This window comes from Streptomyces sp. NPDC059142 (assembly GCF_042755665.1).
Lineage (GTDB): Bacteria > Actinomycetota > Actinomycetes > Streptomycetales > Streptomycetaceae > Streptomyces.
The window spans coordinates 13,400-29,770 of record NZ_JBHZDA010000090.1; the positions used below are offsets into that span (position 1 = coordinate 13,400).

Sequence of the window (16,371 nt, forward strand, 5' to 3'; positions counted from 1 at the left end):
GCAACGGTTCTCTCCATGACTCAGGACGACGCGGGTACGGGTGGACGTACGGATACGGCCGCCACGGGCGCGGGCGGGCGCAGCGCCCAACTCAAGCACACGGGTCTGCGCTCCGGCTGGACGACCGGCGCCTGTGCGACGGCGGCGACGACGGCCGCGTACACCGCCCTGCTGACCGGCGATTTCCCCGATCCGGTGACGATCACGCTGCCGAAGGGCCAGACCCCGGCGTTCGCGCTGGCCACGGAGGAACGGTCGGCCGGGGCGGCCACGGTGGGCGTGGTCAAGGACGCGGGCGACGACCCGGACGTCACGCACGGCGCCCTGGTCCGCGCGACGGTCCGGCTGCTTCCGCCGGGCGCGGGCGTCGTCTTCGTGGCCGGCCCCGGCGTGGGCACGGTGACGCGCCCCGGGCTGCCCCTGGAGGTCGGCGAACCGGCGATCAACCCGGTGCCGCGTCAGCTCATGCGGGCGCATGTGGCGGAGGTGGCGGGGCGGTACGGCGGCACGGGCGACGTGGAGATCACGGTCTCCGTGGACGACGGCGAGGAGATCGCCCGCTCGACGTGGAACCCGCGCCTGGGCATCCTGGGCGGCCTCTCCATCCTCGGCACGACGGGCGTGGTCGTCCCGTACTCCTGCTCGGCGTGGATCGACTCGATCCGGCGGGGCGTGGACGTGGCGCGGGCGGCGGGCCGTACGCATGTGGCGGGCTGCACGGGCTCGACCTCGGAGAAGACGGTCCTGGCGGTCCACGGCCTGCCGGAGGACGCGCTGCTGGACATGGGCGACTTCGCGGGGGCGGTCCTCAAGTACATCCGGCGCCACCCGGTCGACCGGCTGACGCTCTGCGGCGGCTTCGCGAAGCTCTCGAAACTGGCGGCGGGCCACCTCGACCTGCACTCGGCCCGCTCCCAGGTGAACAAGGCGTTCCTGGCGGAACTGGCCGCCGGGGCAGGCGCGGACGGGACCCTGACGACACGGGTCGCGGAGGCCAACACGGGCCTGGAGGCGCTGCGCCTGTGCGAGGCGGCGGGCGTGCCCCTGGGCGACGCGGTGGCGGTACGGGCCAGGTCGGAGGCGCTGGCGGTGCTGCGGGGGGCGCCGGTGGCGGTGGACGTGATCTGCATCGACCGGGCGGGGGCGGTGGTGGGGCGCAGCGAGCGGTGACGGTCCCCCGGCGCCACATGGGCATTTATTGACTATTTAATGAATGTTTCTTTGCCCTTGCCAGCATGATGCACAGATGGCTGCCCAACGGGCCGTCTCAGTGAACACGTCAAGGGGGATTTGACATGGCCACGATAGAATTCGACCACGTGAGGTACGGGAAGACCGATCCGTGCGTCACCAGCTTCCAGAAGGCGCTCATCGCCAAGGGGTACAAGATCCCGGACGGCGCCACCGGAAAGTACGGCGACCAGACCAAGGCCGCCTGCGTCAAGCTCCAGAAGGCCCAGGGGTGGAGCGGCGGCAACGCCGACGGACTGCCGGGACCGCAGACGTTCGCCCTCCTCGGGCTCAAGGACGGCGGCCACAAGCCGGCCGGTTCGAGCAGCAGGGCGGCCTCGCCCGTGCCCGGCAAGCGCGTCACCTACGCCTACGGCGTCCGCAACTCCTCGTACTCCGCCGGGTACCACACCGGTGACGACTACGCGGCGCCCACGGGCACCCCGGTGGTCGCCGTACGCGCGGGCACCATCGGCGTGTCGGACAACAACGGGGGCTCGTACGGACGCTGGGTCGTGCTGCGCGCCGACAACGGCCGGGACTACTACTACTGCCACCTCTCCGTGCGCAGCGTCGCCAAGGGCGACAAGGTCAAGGCCGGGCAGAAGCTCGGCGAGGTCGGCTCCACCGGCAACGTGACCGGCCCGCACCTGCACTTCGAGGACCGCAGGAGGAACGGCGGCTACGGGAACGACCGCGACCCGTCCTGGTGAACACGGCCCCGCACGGCCACGTACACCACGTACACCACGTGCGTCATGTGCAGCGCATGCATCACGTGCATCACGTGCATCACGACGGAAAGGAAGGACTCCCATGGCAGCACCACTGTCCGCCTCGGCCTTCCTCGCGGCCCTGCGCGCCGAGGGCGTGAAGGTCGAAGAGGTCGGCGACTGGCGTACGCACAACCGCGACCACAAGGGCCCCTGGGGCCCGGTCAACGGTGTGATGGTCCATCACACCGTCACCTCCGGCACCGACGCGTCCGTACGGATCTGCCGCGACGGATACGCCGCCCTGCCGGGCCCGCTGTGCCACGGCGTGATCGACAAGGCCGGTGTCGTCCACCTCGTCGGCCACGGCCGGACGAACCACGCCGGGGGCGGAGACCCGAAGGTCCTCGCGCGGGTGATCGCGGAGGACTACGGCGACCGGCCGCCCAGGCCCACCCGGGGCAACGCCGACGGCGAGGACGGCAACGCCCGTTTCTACGGCTTCGAGTGCGTCAACCTCGGTGACGGGAAGGACCCGTGGCCCTCGGCGCAGCTCGACGCGGTCGAGCGGGTGGGCGCGGCGATCTGCCGGGCGCACGGGTGGGGCGCGCTCAGCGTCATCGGTCATCTGGAATGGTCGAACGACAAGATCGACCCGAAGGGGTTCGGCATGCCCGGCATGCGGGACAGGATCGCGGGGCGGCTGAAGACGACCCCGCCCGGGAAGTAGGGCCGAACAGCAGACCCGGCGGGACACGGACGCGCGCTCCGGGTCCCGCCGGGCCTCTGTGCGCCGGGGAGCGGCCGGGCGGGGCTGCTCCCTGCGGGGTCAGCCCGTGGCGCACTCCCGGTGCCCGACGCCGTCCGCGCCCTCGCCCCGGTCCCGGTCAGCCGAGTACAGGTGGCTGTCCCTGAACTGCTCCGCGCCCAGCGTCCTGCCCACCATGATCACCGCCGTACGGACCACACCCGCCGCCTTCACCTGCGCGGCGATACCGTCCAGCGGGCCCCGCAGCACCAGTTCGTCCGGGCGGCTGGCCATCGCCACCACCGCCGCCGGGCAGTCGGCGCCGTAGTGCGGCAGCAGTTCGTCCACCACCCGGTCCACGTACCGCGCCGCCAGGTGCAGCACCAGCAGCGCGCCGCTGCGCCCGAGCGTCGCCAGGTCCTCGCCCGGGGGCATCGGGGTGGCCCGCTGGGCGATCCGGGTCAGGATCACCGTCTGGCCGACCGTCGGTACGGTCAGCTCCCGCTTGAGCGCCGCCGCCGCGGCGGCGAACGCCGGTACGCCCGGCACCACTTCGTACGGCACGCCCGCCGCGTCCAGCCGCCGCATCTGCTCGGCGACGGCGCTGAAGACGGACGGGTCGCCCGAGTGCAGCCGCGCCACGTCGTGGCCCTCGGCGTGCGCACGGACCAGTTCGGCGGTGATGCCGTCGAGGTCCATCCTGGCGGTGTCGATCAGCCGCGCGTCCGGCGGGCACTCGGCCAGCAGCTCGCGCGGGACGAGGCTGCCCGCGTACAGACACACCCGGCACGCGGCCAGCCTGCGGGCGCCGCGCACCGTGATCAGGTCGGCGGCGCCGGGGCCGGCGCCGATGAAGTACACCGTCATCGTTCGTCTCCTGATCCTGGTACTGGTACTGGTACTGGTACTGGTACGGGTCCCGGTGCGGCCTTCGTGACCGCCCACTGCGTGACCGGCATCGCCTGCCGCCACCCCGTGAAGCCGCCGACCGGCGCCGCGTGCGCGACCGCCAGCCGCACCAGCTCCCCGCCGAACCGCCGGTACCGGTCGGCCAGCACCGCCTCGGACTCCAGCGTCACCGTGTTCGCGACCAGCCGACCGCCCACGGGCAGCGCGTCCCAGCAGGCGTCGAGCAGCCCCGGCGCGGTCAGCCCGCCGCCGATGAACACCGCGTCGGGCACCGGCAGTCCGGCCAGCGCCGCGGGCGCCGCGCCGACGGTGACGCGCAGCCCGGGGACCCCGAGCGCCCGCGCGTTACGGCCGATGCGCTCGGCGCGCGCCGGATCGCGTTCCACCGACACCGCCCGGCAGGACGGATGCGTACGCAGCCACTCGACCGCGATCGAACCGGAGCCGCCGCCGACGTCCCACAGCAGCTCCCCCGGCGCGGGGGCCAGCGCGCCCAGCGTGGCGGCGCGCACATGGCGCTTGGTGAGCTGGCCGTCGTGCTCGTACGCGGTGTCCGGCAGCCCGGGTACGGCGCCCAGGTGCGGCGCGCCGGGTGCGCGGCGGCACTCGACGGCCACGACGTTGAGCGGGTCACCGGCGGGCGCGTCCCACGTGTCGGCGGTCCCGGTGAGATGGCACTCCCGGTCCGAGCCGAGCTGTTCGAGTACGTGCATCCCGCTCGGCCCGTAGCCGCGCGCGCGGAGCAGCGCCGCCACCTCGGCGGGGGTCGCGGCGCCCGCGCTGAGCACCAGCACCCGGCGGCCGTCGTACAGCGCGGCGGCGAGCCGGTCGACCGGGCGCCCCACGGCGGTCACGACCTCCGTGTCCTCCACCGGCCAGCCGAGCCGGGCGCAGGCGTACCCGACGGACGAGGGATGCGGCACCACCCGCAGCGCGGCGGCGCCGACGACCTCGCCGAGCGCCCGCCCGATCCCGTAGAACATCGGATCCCCGCTGGCCAGCACCGCGATCCGGCGGCCGGCGTGCGCGGCGAGCAGTCCGGGCACGGCGGGGCGCAGCGGCGAGGGCCACGCCACCCGCTCGCCCGGGCACCCGTCCCGGGGCAGCAGTCCGAGCTGCCGGTCCCCGCCGATCACCACGTCCGCGGCGCGCAGCGCCTCCCGCGCGGCGCCGGAGAGCCCGGCCCAGCCGTCGGCGCCGATCCCGACCACGGTCACCGGTGTGCGCGAGGCGGAATCAGGGGGCGGGACACTCACTGCCGTACACCTCTGAACTGGGAGAAGACCGACCCCGCACTCTACTGTCCGCCCGCCCGCAGCCCCGCGACGGGTGCCCCGGCGCCCGCCCCCGGCGTGCGGCTCGGCGCCTGCCGCGGCTCGATGCCCGCGAGCAGCGCCCGTACCGTCTCCCGCGCGAAGTCCGCCTCGTCCGCGGGGCGCACCACGCCCTCCGGGGGGTCCGGCGCGAAGAACAGGTCGAGGAACGCGCGGTGGAAGCACGCGCCGATCAGGAGCATCGCCGCGGCGTCGGGGTCGATGCCCGCCGACACCCGGCCGCGTTCCTGTTCCGCGCGCAGATAGCCGGCCAGGCAGTGGGTCGCCTCCTGCGGGCCCGCGTCGGTGAGATCGAGCCTGGCGCGGTGGGCCGCGAGCAGTCCGGGGCTGGCGAAGAGCGACGCGGCCATCGGGAACGAACGCCGGTAGAAGAGGACCGCCACCCGGGCCACCTCCTCCAGGTGCCCGGCCACCTCCCCCTCGCCGACGCGCCCGGGCAGCCGGGCCAGCGCGTCCGTGAAGCGCGGGACGCGCTCGTGCAGTACGCGGACGAAGATGTCCTGCTGGTCGTGGAAGTGCTTGTAGAGCGCCGCCTCGGAGCAGCCCGCCTCGCGCGCGATCTGCTTGGTCGTCGTACGGGTCAGTCCGACGCTGCTCATCAGGTGCGCCGCCGCGTCGAGGATCCGCGAGCGGGTCAGGGCGCCACCGGTCAGGGGCGGCGGGGAAGCGGCTTCTTCATCCATGGCACGGATCGTACTGATTTCATTTCATCCTGTGAGTGAGCGTTCACTTACCGGGGTAAGTGTCCACTCACGTCACAAGAAGCCCGAAAGCGGACGAACGCCGAAGACGGGCGAAGACGGACCGAGAACGGAACCGAAGAAGACCACGAAAACACGAGAACACGAGGACACAAGGACACGAGGAAGGGAGAGGCCAATGAATCTCGCGGTGCTCGGCGCCACCGGCGGCGTGGGACGGCAGATCGTCGTCCACGCCCTGGCGGACGGCCACAGGGTGAAAGCAGGGGTGCGGGACCCGGCCCGGATGGATCTGACGGGCGACAAGCTCACGGTCCTGCGCACGGACGCCCTCGACGCGGGCTCGGTGGGGGAGGTCGTCGAAGGCGTCGACACGGTCCTCTCGGGCGTGGGCCCCACCGCCCGCCACGACCCGGTCAGGCCCGCGTACACCTCGGCGCGGGCGACGGTCGCGGCGATGTCGGCGGCCGGGGTGCGGCGCCTCGTCGTGGTGAGCGCGGCGCCGCTGAACCGTACGGGAGTGGCGCGGACCCGGCTCGCACACCGGGTGATCACGCCCATGATGTGGGTGCTCCTCAGGGAGATGTACACCGACCTGGAGCTGATGGAACGGACCCTGGCCGACAGCGAACTCGACTGGACGTCGGTACGGCCGCCCCGGCTGACGAACAGCACGGGCCGGGGCGTCTACCGGCACGCGATCGACGCGGGCCCGCCCGGCAACCGCATCGCCCGCGCCGATGTCGCCCGCGCCATGCTCGACTTCATGGCGGCGCCGCAGACGGTGTGCCACGTGGTGGGCGTCAGCGAGTGACCTCCCCCACGGCCCCGGCGGCGGCCGGCACGGCACCGGATGCGGCGGAATCCACCCCCGGCCGGAGCGCCCGCTCGGCCAGCGCGCCGAAGATCAGCCCGAAGGCCGTCCACAGCAGAGCCTGCACACCCAGCGACGCGAGCCTGAACTCCCAGAGCAGCGCGGCGGGGAAGGACGCGGGCACGGCGTCGGAGTTGGCGGGCAGCACCAGACAGGCGAGGGCCACCACGGCCACGTAACCGCCACCGGCGACGAGCGACGCGTTCCAGTTCCCGAGCCGTGGCGCCAGCCGTCGGCCCGCGATGACGGCGACGACCGCCAGCAACACGCTGAGCAGGATCATCAGGAAGAAGAGCGTGGTGCGTCTGCCGATGGTGTCGGGGTTGCCGACGGCGGGCGGCGCCGCCGGATACTTCAGGAACGGCACCAGATAGACGGTGGTGAAGGCGGCGCCCGCGACCAGCGCGGCGGTCGCCCGTGGCCCGAACCGGCCGATCCTGCCCAGGCTCACGGCGAAGACCAGCGAGGCGATACCGCCCAGGGCCACTCCGTACACCAGGACGCCGGTGGCGAGCCCGAACGTCGACTGGACGGGCCGGCTGACCAGTTCCTCCTCTTCCTCCTCCTCGGGCGCGGCGGAGTCTCCCGCAGCGCCGTGCTGATGCGCCGGGGCCGACCTGCTCTCCTCCTGCGCGATGGAGTCCCGTACGGACGGCTCACCCGCGAAGTAGGCCAGCGCGAAGGCGAGAAGCCCGGCCAGCACGCCCGCGACCATGCCGCGGACCAGGAGGATTCTGACGGTGGAGGCATGCATGCGCGTATATCTCCGTACTCTCGTGCTCCGTGAAAGCCGTCAGGTCAGTGGCAGGGGAAGCCGAGCAGATGACGGCCGTCGTGCACCCACTCGTGCACTCCGGCGCCGGAGATCACCGACGTCGCGCCCTGTTCGGCGCCGACGAAGTAGAGCAGCACCAGCATCAGGGTGCCGACGAAGACCGCCCACGGCAGAACGGCGCGCAGCGGCAGCGGAGCCGGTACGGCGGCGGTGGACGAGGTGGGCGCGACGGCCCCGGTCGTAGACGCTATGGACGACGCCATGACAAATCCTCCTTGGGGAACTCGCGTCCCGTTGCATGGAGCTCGAACGACGGCCTTCGGGTCTGACTCACCGGGCCCCCGCCGCATGGCACGCGGCCGGTCCCGGCATACAGTGGCGCGACCGTGCCGGAATCTCACCGGACTTCCGTCTCGCCGTCGTGGATATCGACGTGAAGGTACCGCGAACCGGCAGACGGGCCAAGGGGGCCCTTGTCATGACGATCCGCGTGCTGCTCGTCTCACCCGCCATCGGACCGGCCCTGCGCGCGGCCCGCTTCGGCGAGGAACCGCCGGAGGGCCGGGCCCCCGAGGCGCCGGGGAGCGGGGCCGTGGAGAGCGGGGCCGTGGAGAGCGGGGCCGTGGACGCCGCGGGGAACGGCGCCGCGACGGCCGGCGGCAGGTGCGCCGCGCAGGACGACGGCGCCGTGGACGCCGCCGGGGTGCGCCAGACCGAGGCCGTACGGGAGGACTTCCTCCGCACCGCCCGTACCGCCGCCCTGTACGTCTCGCCCACGCCCCGCTGCCGTGCCACCGCCCGTCTGCTCGGCCTGGACGCCCGGCCACTGCCGGACCTCGCGCCCTGGGCGATGGGCCGCTGGCGGGGCAGGACCCTCGACGAGGTCGCCGCCGCGGAACCGCGGGAGGTGAACGCCTGGCTCACCGACCCCGCCGCCGCGCCGCACGGCGGTGAGACCCTGCTCGCGCTCCAGGCCCGCGTCGGCCGGTGGCTCGACACACTCGGCCAGGACACCCCCCGCGTGGTCGCCGTGGCCGAGCCGGACATCGTCCGCGCCGCCACCGTCCACGCGCTCGGCACGGCCGCGGCGACGTTCTGGCGGCTCGACGTACGGCCGCTCACCGCCATCGAACTCACCGGCCGGAACGGCCGCTGGAACCTGCTCAGCGGCCGTCCGCTCGCCGACGGGGGCGCCGGGGAGGAGAACTGAGAATCAGCCGCGGCCCTTGGCGCGGTCCAGGGCGGCCACACCCACGGCCGCCAGACCGACCTGGATGATCAGCTCGATCCAGTCGAAGCCCTTGGTGTCCGCGACGCCGAACGCCGCCGCGATGAACGTACCGACGAGCGCCGCGACGATACCGACGCCGATGGTCCACAGCACCCCGATGCGCTGGCGCCCGGGCACCACGAGCCGTCCGAGCACACCGATGACGATGCCGACGACGATGGCAACGAAAATGCCGGAAATCTCCATGTCCCCTCCTCTTCGCCCACTTACTGTCGAAAGTGGTGCTAGCGGAACGTGTGCCCGCCCTGGAGCCGCCGAATCCTCACCACCGCCGCACCGGCCCCCGCGCCCCCAAGTCCCCACATCCCAGGGGGACTTACCGCAGCGGCGCCCAGGCCCACCTCGTCCGCGCCCTCACCGCGACGGTCGGGGCCCCGCCCACGGCGTACTCCCCCGCCCGCCCCCGGAAATCCCTGGCCCGCCCGGCCGCGCGGTGACATCCTGACAGCGTGAACGGACCGGAGATCCACATCGCCTTCGCCCCCGAACTGCGCCTCTTCGTCCCGGCCGAGCGACGCGAAGGACGCACCGCCCTGCGCACCGACGGCTCGTCCACCCTCGGCCACGCCGTCGAATCCCTCGGCGTCCCGCTCACCGAGGCGGGGCCGCTCCTGGTCGACGGCCGCGAGGTGCCCTTCTCCCACATCCCGGCCGCGGGCGAATCCGTGGAAGTACGCTCCGTGCCCCGCCCGCAGACCGTGCCCGGCGCGCCCCTGCGCTTCCTCCTCGACGTCCATCTCGGCACCCTCGCGCGCCGCCTGCGGCTGCTGGGCGTCGACGCGGCGTACGAGAGCGAGGACCTGGGCGACCCGGCCCTGGCCGCGCTCTCCGCCGCCGAACGCCGGGTGCTGCTCTCCCGCGACCGCGGACTGCTGCGCCGCCGCGAGATCTGGGCCGGCGCGTACATCTACAGCGACCGCCCGGACGACCAGCTCAGGGACGTCCTCCAGCGCTTCGCCCCCGTCCTCGCCCCCTGGACCCGCTGCACCGCCTGCAACGGCGCCCTGGGCCCGGCGGACAAGGAGTCCGTCCAGGAACAGCTCCAGCACGGCACCCAGCGCGGCTACGACGTCTTCGCCCGCTGCGCGGCCTGCGGACGGGTCTACTGGCGCGGCGCCCACCACGCCCGCCTGGCGGCGATCGTCGACGACGCGGTACGCGAGTTCGGCGGCGCGGCGGCGTAACGGCGGTCCGGCCGGGTCAGAAGACGTACCGGTCCCCGGTGTCCGGCGCCAGGACGCGGTGCCGGTGGTTCTCGGGGTTGGGGTCGTCCGCGCCGCCGTTCCACGCGGTGTCGACCCGTACGACGATCTCGTCCGGCGTGCCCGCCGTCCGCAGGTCGAGCGTCAGCTCCTCGCTCCGCCCGACCGGCCGGAGCCGCCCCGTACGGCACAGGACCGTACGGTCGCCGCCCCACAGACAGGCCGGCGGCAGCGGCCCGCCCTCGGTCACCGCGGCCGAGAAGTCGAGCCGTACGGTCGCGCCGGCCAGCCCGGACGGCCCGTGGTTCTCGGAGCCGAGCAGAACCGTGAGACGTCCGCCCGACAGCGACACATGCCCGTGATGGGCGAGATCGGCCTCGGGGGCCTCCCCGCTCCGCCCCGGCGCGCTCGCTCCGGCACCCGGAGCCGCGCCCATGACCACCGCCGTGGCGGCCGAGACCAGTACCAGCACCACTTTCCGCAGGACACCCATGAGCGGAAGATAGTGATCATCACACTGTCATCCGGGCCAGGCGCCCGCCCGGCACGCCCCACATCACCCGCATGGCAGCCCGCCCGCCCCCGCGCGCTCCGCTGCGCCGTCCTCCGGGTCCCCGCCCCCTCCGGCCGCGCCCCGCCTATCCTGGCCGGAGTCGATCACACGCGCGAGGAGTTACGTCATGAGCGCCACGGGGACCCCCACCGCCGTCATCACCGGAGCGAGCAGCGGCATCGGCGCCGCCACCGCCCGGCACCTCGCCGCCGCGGGCCACCACGTCGTCCTCACGGCCCGCCGCAAGGACCGCATCGAGGCCCTCGCCGCGGAACTCACCGCCGCGGGCCACCGGGCCACCGCGTACGCGCTCGACGTCACCGACCGCGCCGCCGTCGACGCCTTCGCCGCCGAGCTGGACCGCTTCCCCTCCGTGAACGTCCTGGTCAACAACGCGGGCGGCGCACTCGGCGCCGACCCCGTCGCCACCGGCGACCCGGCGGACTGGCGGCAGATGTACGAGACGAACGTCATCGGCACCCTCCACGTCACCCAGGCCCTGCTCCCCGCGCTCACCGCGAGCGGCGACGGCACGGTCGTCGTCCTCTCCTCCACGGCCGGCCACGGCACGTACGAGGGCGGCGCGGGCTACGTCGCCGCCAAGCACGGCGCCCACGTCCTCGCCGAGACCCTCCGCCTGGAGATCGTCGGCACCCCGGTCCGCGTGATCGAGATCGCCCCCGGCATGGTCAGGACCGAGGAGTTCGCCACCACCCGCTTCCGCGGCGACGAGGCGAAGGCGGCCAAGGTCTACGAAGGCGTCGCGGAACCCCTCACCGCCGACGACGTGGCCGACACGATCACCTGGGCGATCACCCGCCCGAGCCACGTCAACGTCGACCTCCTGCTCCTGCGCCCGCGCGCCCAGGCGTCCAACACGAAGGTCCACCGCGAGCGGTGAGCCCGCTCAGCCCTTCACGCACACCACCTGCTTCAGCTTCGCCACGACCTCCACGAGGTCCCGCTGCTGATCGATGACCTGCTCGATGGGCTTGTACGCGGCCGGGATCTCGTCCACGACCCCGGAGTCCTTACGGCATTCCACGCCCCGGGTCTGCTCCTCCAGGTCCTGGGTCGAGAAGCGCCGCTTGGCCGCGTTACGGCTCATCCGGCGGCCCGCCCCGTGCGAGGCGGAGTTGAACGACGCCTCGTTCCCCAGCCCCTTCACGATGTACGAGCCCGTGCCCATCGACCCCGGGATGATCCCGAAGTCCCCGCTTCCCGCCCGGATCGCGCCCTTGCGGGTGACCAGCAGGTCCATGCCCTCGTACCGCTCCTCCGCCACGTAGTTGTGGTGGCAGGAGATCACCGGGTCGAAGGTCACCCGGGCCTTCTTGAACTCCTTGCGGACCACGTCCTGGAAGAGCCCCATCATGATCGCGCGGTTGTACTTCGCGTACTCCTGCGCCCAGAAGAGATCGTTCCGGTAGGCCGCCATCTGCGGGGTCTCCGCGATGAAGACGGCCAGGTCCCGGTCGATCAGCCCCTGGTTGTGCGGCAGCTTCTGCGCCGTGCCGATGTGGTGGTCGGCCAGTTCCTTGCCGATGTTCCGGGATCCGGAGTGCAGCATGAGCCAGACGACACCCGATTCATCGAGACAAAACTCGATAAAATGATTACCTGATCCCAGCGTGCCCATCTGTTTCACCGCACGGTCCTCACGGAACTTGACCGCGTCGGCGACACCCCCGAACCGCTCCCAGAAATCCCCCCACCCCGCCGTCGGGAACCCGTGCAGCCGCCCCGGGTCCACCGGGTCGTCGTGCATCCCCCGGCCCACCGGGATGGCCTGTTCGATCTTGGAGCGCAGCCGGGAGAGATCGCCCGGCAGGTCGTTCGCCGTCAGGGACGTCCGTACCGCCGACATACCGCAGCCGATGTCCACGCCCACCGCCGCCGGGCAGACCGCGCCGTGCATCGCGATCACCGAGCCGACCGTGGCGCCCTTCCCGTAGTGCACGTCCGGCATCACGGCGAGGCCCTTGATCCAGGGCAGGGTGGCGACGTTACGAAGCTGCTGCATCGCGCCGTCCTCGACCGTCGCCGGGTCGGCCCACATCCGGATGGGTACCTGCGCGCCCGGCACCTCTACATACGACATATTTCCTCAATTCCCCCGAAAGTCTGGATAACGCAAAAACCGGAGCCAAGGCAGCCATAAGGGATGGCCGGCCAGCGTCGACGGCATCGCGTGCGATAGACATTGTGTCCATCGACCGTCATCCGGCGGCAAGCAGTTTTGGCGAGAAGGGAGTCCGGGACCGTGCAGCTCAAGGCGCGACGCGCGTACGTACCCGGCCTGGCGGCGCTCCTCGTGGCGGCCGTCGCCGGCTGTACGGCCGGCAGCGGCGACGACGCCTCGGCCGGCGACTCCAAGCCCGGCGAGACCACCACCGCGACCGCGGCGCAGCCCGGCAAGTACCGGACGCTGCGCGAGGCGTGCGGTGCCGTGCCGCGCGCCACGCTCAAGGACCTGCTGCCGGGCACCGCCTCGCTCCCCGAGGACCAGCAGGAGAAGGCGTACCAGGGCACGGCGGCCGTGACGTACGACACGGACCGGCGGGTGGGCTGTAGCTGGAAGGCCGACTCGCCCGCCGCCTCGAACCAGCTCGTGCTCGACTTCGAGCGGGTGGTGTCGTACGACCCGGCCGTGAGCGACGACACCCGCGCGCAGGAGGTCTACGCGACGAAGGAGGCGGGCGCGCATCTCGCCCCCTCCTCCTCGTCCTCCTCTTCTTCCTCTTCCTCCCCGGGAACCCCGGGCGCCTCGGGGACATCCGGCTCCCCCGGCGCCTCGGATGCGCCCGGCGCCTCGGACGCCCCCGGAGACTCCGCCGCGGCGCCCGGACCCCAGACGGTCTCCCCCTCCGGGACGCCCTCGGGGTCGCCGTCCCCGTCCGCGTCCTCGACCGAGGGTCTCGAACCCCGCGTCCTGGACGATCTCGGCGACGCCGCCTTCCTGGACGATGTCCTCGCGCGCTCCGGTTCGGCCGCGCAGCACCGCACGGTGAGCGTGGTGTTCCGCACATCGAACGTGATCGTGACCGTCCGGTACACCGAGCAGCCGGCCCTCTCCACCGAGGCCCCCGACAGCAAGGAACTCCAGGACAAGGCGCGGGGACTGGCCCGTACGCTCGTCGACCAGCTCAACGAATAGGGTCCGCCGCGGCGCCGGGCCGAGCCGTACGGGGCCCCTCCGCCCGGCGGCCGGAGTCGGGCTCCGGGCCCCGCGGGGCGGGCTCGCCGGTTACCGTGGCCGCTCGGACCTCCGTGGCGTGCGCGCCTTGCGCGCCGTACGCGGACGGCGGGCCGACGAGACCGACCGAGACCCCACGCGACCGAGACCGCACGCGACCGACTCAAGGAATCCTGAAGGAACCATGCACCGATCAGCCTCGCGACTCACCCGCATACTCGCCTGCGCAGCCGTTCCGGTGATGCTCGCCGTCGCCGGGTGCTCGTCCGACTCCGACGGCAAGAGCGACGCGGACGGCTCCACCACCCCCACCCGCGCCCCGTCCCCCACCGTCGCGCCCGCGAAGTTCAGCGCGCTGCCCGATGCGTGCAAGACGGTGAGCGGCAAGACGGTCGACTCGATGGTCCCGAAGGCCAAGGTCAAGGGCGGTACGGAGGGCAAGTCCAGCGACATCTCCACGCGCGGGAGCTGCTCCTGGAACGGCCTGGAGGACAAGGGCGTCAAGGGGTCCCAGTACCGCTGGCTCGACGTCTCCCTCATGCGGTACGACTCCGACACGACGCTCGGCAGCGGCGCCAAGCGGGCCGGCGAGTACTACACGAAGGAACTCGCGGGCGCCCAGGGCACCGAGTCGGCCAAGGACGTCAAGACGGCTCCCGGGACCGGCATCGGTAACGAGGCGAGCACAATCACGTACACGCTGAAGAAGACCGACGCCACCTTCTCGTACGCGACCGTCGTGGCCCGTACGGAGAACGTCGTCATCACCCTCACCTACAACGGCACGGGCTACGCGGGCGCCACGTCGCCGAGCCCCGCCGATCTGGCGAAGGACGCGGTCAGCGCCGCGAAGGAGGCCGTGGCGGCCGTCTCCGGCGGCGCCGGCGGGTCCGAGGACTCCGGCGGCGGCGACGCCTCGCCGAGCGCGCCGTCCGGCAAGCCCGAGTCGTCCGGCGCGGCCGTGGAGTCCGACGCCAAGGCAAAGTCCGAGTAAACGCGATCCCGGTCACGGGCCGCCCCTTTTCCCCCTCTTCGCCCGGAACGCGGCCCTCTTCGGAGGGCCGCTCGCGGCTCCCCGCGCCACGTCATCCGCACACATGTGCCAGGCTGTGCCCGCCGGATGACGTCAGGACGTGATGTACCTGATGCCGACAACGGGAGGGGATCGCGGGTGGCCGCGATGGAGCTGACACGTACGCACCGGATACTCATCGGGGTCGTGGTCACGGGAGCGGTGATCATCGCCGCGATCGGTTTCGCGGGCTCCTACGCCGCCGTACGCGAACTCGCCGAGCTCAAGGGCTTCGGGAACTTCTCGCTGGTCTTCCCGATCGGCATCGACGCGGGCATCTGCGTCCTGCTCGCGCTCGACCTGCTCCTGACCTGGATGCGGATCCCCTTCCCGCTGCTGCGCCAGTCGGCGTGGCTGCTGACGGCCGCCACGATCGCCTTCAACGGCGCGGCGGCCTGGCCGGACCCGCTCGGCGTCGGGATGCACGCGGTCATCCCGCTGCTCTTCATCGTCTCGGTCGAGGCGGCGCGCCACGCGGTGGGCCGGATCGCGGACATCACCGCGGACAAGCACATGGAGGGCGTGCGGCTGACGCGCTGGCTGCTCTCGCCCGTCCCCACGTTCATGCTGTGGCGCCGGATGAAGCTGTGGGAGCTTCGCTCGTACGAGCAGGTCATCAAGCTCGAACAGGACCGGCTGATCTACCAGTCGCGCCTCCAGGCCCGGTTCGGCCGCAACTGGAAGCGCAAGGCGCCGATCGAGGCGCTGATGCCGCTGCGGCTCGCGAAGTACGGCGTACCGCTGGCCGACACGGCTCCCTCGGGGCTGGCGGCGGCCGGTATCGAACCGGTGCTGCTGCCGCCCGCGCCCAAGCCGGCGGTGGCCGAACTCCCGCAGGGCCAGGGCCAGTCACCGACCCCGGTGGCCGAGCTGGAGCGGGACCAGGAGCAGGAGCAGGAGCACCAGGACGAGGGGCAGCGGGAGATACCGGCGAGCCTCCGGAAGCAGCCCCGGCCGGAGCAGGAGCAGGACCCGCAACAGGACCAGCAGGCCCAGCAACAGCCGCAACAACCCCAGCAGCCCCAGCAGCCCCAGCAGCCCCAGCAGATGCAGAATCCTCAGCAGGCCCAGCAGGCCCAGCAGGCCGAACAGGCCCAGCAGCCGCAGCAGGTTCAGCCGCAGCAGTCCCCGCAGTCCCCGCAGCCGCAGCAGCCCCAGCGCGGGGCCCCCGAGCCCGCGCAGGTGAGTCCCTGGTTCGCCGCGCCGCAGGTGCCGGAGGGCGCGTACGAGGGTGCGTACAACCCCACGTACGTCGAGGGACTTGAGCCCACCCCGGTGATGGTCCCCTCGGGCCCCGAGAGCGCCCCCGACGGCGGCCCGGCCCCCGCGCCCGGCCGCAACCGCCGTCCCCTGGGCGGTATTCCGGGCCAGGCGTCGCAGTCGCAGTACGCCGAGCCCCAGCCCCCGTCCCAGCCGCAGGACCAGGGCCCGGCGCGGCCCGAGGAGGCGGCCGAGGACCAGCCCGTCTCCGGTCTGCCCGACGACATCACCCGCGAGGAGGCGTACTTCAGCGCCTTCCGCAAGTACGTCAACGAGTACGGCGGCTTCCCCAACGCCCGTCAGTTCGGCATCTATCTGATGGACCTGTACGGGATCACGGGTCGCGGCGGGAACCCGCTGAGCGAGAACTCCCTCAAGCCCTATCTCAAGGACTTCGGCTCCCGCTACCAGTCGGAGCTGGACAACAACGAGTACATCGCCTGAGCCCCGGTCCCCGTCCGGTCCCCGGTCCCTGATCCCCGATCACGCGTGAGGGGGCTGCCTGTCCAGGAC

At 72.7% G+C, this 16,371-nt stretch carries 17 protein-coding genes, 1 pseudogene and 1 riboswitch; of the genes and pseudogenes, 10 read left to right on the plus strand and 8 right to left on the minus strand.

Features of this window, described 5'->3' with window-relative positions; translation table 11 throughout:
* Nucleotides 1–15 precede the first annotated feature (15 nt).
* The 3 genes and pseudogenes from ACFXPK_RS26190 to ACFXPK_RS26200 form a co-directional block, all read left to right on the plus strand.
* On the plus strand, nucleotides 16–1,170 hold the full coding sequence (locus ACFXPK_RS26190; RefSeq protein WP_385079177.1) for a cobalt-precorrin-5B (C(1))-methyltransferase: 1,155 nt from the start codon (nucleotides 16–18) through the stop codon (nucleotides 1,168–1,170).
* A gap of 125 nt (nucleotides 1,171–1,295) precedes the next feature.
* The gene (locus ACFXPK_RS26195) at nucleotides 1,296–1,943 is read left to right on the plus strand and encodes a peptidoglycan DD-metalloendopeptidase family protein (protein ID WP_384996762.1); all 648 of its coding nucleotides are present in this window, start codon (nucleotides 1,296–1,298) and stop codon (nucleotides 1,941–1,943) included.
* 103 nt (nucleotides 1,944–2,046) lie between these two features.
* Nucleotides 2,047–2,667 (plus strand): annotated as a pseudogene (locus tag ACFXPK_RS26200) (N-acetylmuramoyl-L-alanine amidase); the annotation flags it as partial.
* A gap of 105 nt (nucleotides 2,668–2,772) precedes the next feature.
* On the opposite strand, the gene cobM reads toward ACFXPK_RS26200, so the two are convergent.
* Genes cobM through ACFXPK_RS26215 form a run of 3 tightly spaced genes read right to left on the minus strand, consistent with a single transcriptional unit; the run spans nucleotide 2,773 to nucleotide 5,617 of the window.
* Nucleotides 2,773–3,558, minus strand: a complete 786-nt coding sequence (gene cobM, locus ACFXPK_RS26205) for a precorrin-4 C(11)-methyltransferase (RefSeq protein ID WP_385079180.1) — start codon at nucleotides 3,556–3,558, stop codon at nucleotides 2,773–2,775.
* Nucleotides 3,555–4,856 carry a precorrin-6y C5,15-methyltransferase (decarboxylating) subunit CbiE gene (cbiE, locus tag ACFXPK_RS26210; RefSeq protein WP_385079183.1) on the minus strand — a complete coding sequence of 434 codons (1,302 nt, stop codon included), beginning with the start codon at nucleotides 4,854–4,856 and terminating at the stop codon, nucleotides 3,555–3,557. Before cbiE ends, cobM begins: the two co-directional genes overlap by 4 nt.
* A 41-nt stretch (nucleotides 4,857–4,897) precedes the next feature.
* Nucleotides 4,898–5,617 (minus strand): TetR/AcrR family transcriptional regulator, encoded by a 720-nt coding sequence (locus tag ACFXPK_RS26215; RefSeq protein ID WP_384996770.1) that lies wholly within the window; start codon nucleotides 5,615–5,617, stop codon nucleotides 4,898–4,900.
* Nucleotides 5,618–5,813: 196 nt separating this feature from the next.
* Here ACFXPK_RS26215 and ACFXPK_RS26220 point away from each other — a divergent pair, with 196 nt between their 5' ends.
* Nucleotides 5,814–6,449: an NAD(P)-dependent oxidoreductase gene (locus tag ACFXPK_RS26220; RefSeq protein WP_385079186.1), complete on the plus strand. Its 636-nt coding sequence runs from the start codon at nucleotides 5,814–5,816 to the stop codon at nucleotides 6,447–6,449.
* Here ACFXPK_RS26220 and ACFXPK_RS26225 read toward each other — a convergent pair.
* Both ACFXPK_RS26225 and ACFXPK_RS26230 read right to left on the minus strand, forming a co-directional pair.
* Nucleotides 6,439–7,263 carry a CbtA family protein gene (locus ACFXPK_RS26225; protein ID WP_385079189.1) on the minus strand — a complete coding sequence of 275 codons (825 nt, stop codon included), beginning with the start codon at nucleotides 7,261–7,263 and terminating at the stop codon, nucleotides 6,439–6,441. The genes ACFXPK_RS26220 and ACFXPK_RS26225 overlap by 11 nt on opposite strands.
* A 44-nt stretch (nucleotides 7,264–7,307) precedes the next feature.
* A complete protein-coding gene (locus tag ACFXPK_RS26230) occupies nucleotides 7,308–7,547 on the minus strand; it encodes a CbtB-domain containing protein (RefSeq protein WP_384919951.1) in 240 nt (79 codons plus the stop codon).
* A gap of 37 nt (nucleotides 7,548–7,584) precedes the next feature.
* Nucleotides 7,585–7,740: riboswitch (cobalamin riboswitch) on the minus strand.
* 22 nt (nucleotides 7,741–7,762) lie between these two features.
* On the opposite strand from ACFXPK_RS26230, the gene ACFXPK_RS26235 reads away from it, so the two are divergent.
* Entirely contained in the window at nucleotides 7,763–8,494 is a 732-nt protein-coding gene (locus ACFXPK_RS26235; RefSeq protein ID WP_385079192.1) for a histidine phosphatase family protein, read from the plus strand.
* A 3-nt stretch (nucleotides 8,495–8,497) separates the two neighbouring features.
* Here the strand turns inward: ACFXPK_RS26235 and ACFXPK_RS26240 are convergent, their stop codons facing one another.
* Complete coding sequence (locus tag ACFXPK_RS26240) at nucleotides 8,498–8,761, minus strand: GlsB/YeaQ/YmgE family stress response membrane protein (protein WP_384996777.1); 264 nt, start codon at nucleotides 8,759–8,761, stop codon at nucleotides 8,498–8,500.
* Between the two features lie 263 nt (nucleotides 8,762–9,024).
* On the opposite strand from ACFXPK_RS26240, the gene ACFXPK_RS26245 reads away from it, so the two are divergent.
* Complete coding sequence (locus ACFXPK_RS26245; RefSeq protein WP_384996779.1) at nucleotides 9,025–9,759, plus strand: Mut7-C RNAse domain-containing protein; 735 nt, start codon at nucleotides 9,025–9,027, stop codon at nucleotides 9,757–9,759.
* Nucleotides 9,760–9,775: 16 nt separating this feature from the next.
* Here ACFXPK_RS26245 and ACFXPK_RS26250 read toward each other — a convergent pair whose 3' ends face one another.
* A complete protein-coding gene (locus tag ACFXPK_RS26250; RefSeq protein WP_384996781.1) occupies nucleotides 9,776–10,270 on the minus strand; it encodes a hypothetical protein in 495 nt (164 codons plus the stop codon).
* A gap of 187 nt (nucleotides 10,271–10,457) precedes the next feature.
* Here ACFXPK_RS26250 and ACFXPK_RS26255 point away from each other — a divergent pair, with 187 nt between their 5' ends.
* A complete protein-coding gene (locus tag ACFXPK_RS26255) occupies nucleotides 10,458–11,231 on the plus strand; it encodes an SDR family NAD(P)-dependent oxidoreductase (protein ID WP_384996782.1) in 774 nt (257 codons plus the stop codon).
* 6 nt (nucleotides 11,232–11,237) lie between these two features.
* Here the strand turns inward: ACFXPK_RS26255 and ACFXPK_RS26260 are convergent, their stop codons facing one another.
* Entirely contained in the window at nucleotides 11,238–12,431 is a 1,194-nt protein-coding gene (locus tag ACFXPK_RS26260) for an RtcB family protein (RefSeq protein WP_384996784.1), read from the minus strand.
* Between the two features lie 162 nt (nucleotides 12,432–12,593).
* Here ACFXPK_RS26260 and ACFXPK_RS26265 point away from each other — a divergent pair, with 162 nt between their 5' ends.
* The 3 genes from ACFXPK_RS26265 (at nucleotide 12,594) to ACFXPK_RS26275 (ending at nucleotide 16,302) form a co-directional block, all read left to right on the plus strand.
* Nucleotides 12,594–13,487 (plus strand): DUF3558 domain-containing protein, encoded by an 894-nt coding sequence (locus ACFXPK_RS26265; protein ID WP_385079198.1) that lies wholly within the window; start codon nucleotides 12,594–12,596, stop codon nucleotides 13,485–13,487.
* Nucleotides 13,488–13,710: 223 nt separating this feature from the next.
* On the plus strand, nucleotides 13,711–14,520 hold the full coding sequence (locus tag ACFXPK_RS26270) for a DUF3558 domain-containing protein (RefSeq protein WP_384996788.1): 810 nt from the start codon (nucleotides 13,711–13,713) through the stop codon (nucleotides 14,518–14,520).
* A gap of 177 nt (nucleotides 14,521–14,697) precedes the next feature.
* Entirely contained in the window at nucleotides 14,698–16,302 is a 1,605-nt protein-coding gene (locus ACFXPK_RS26275) for a DUF2637 domain-containing protein (protein ID WP_385079201.1), read from the plus strand.
* Nucleotides 16,303–16,371: the final 69 nt, after the last annotated feature.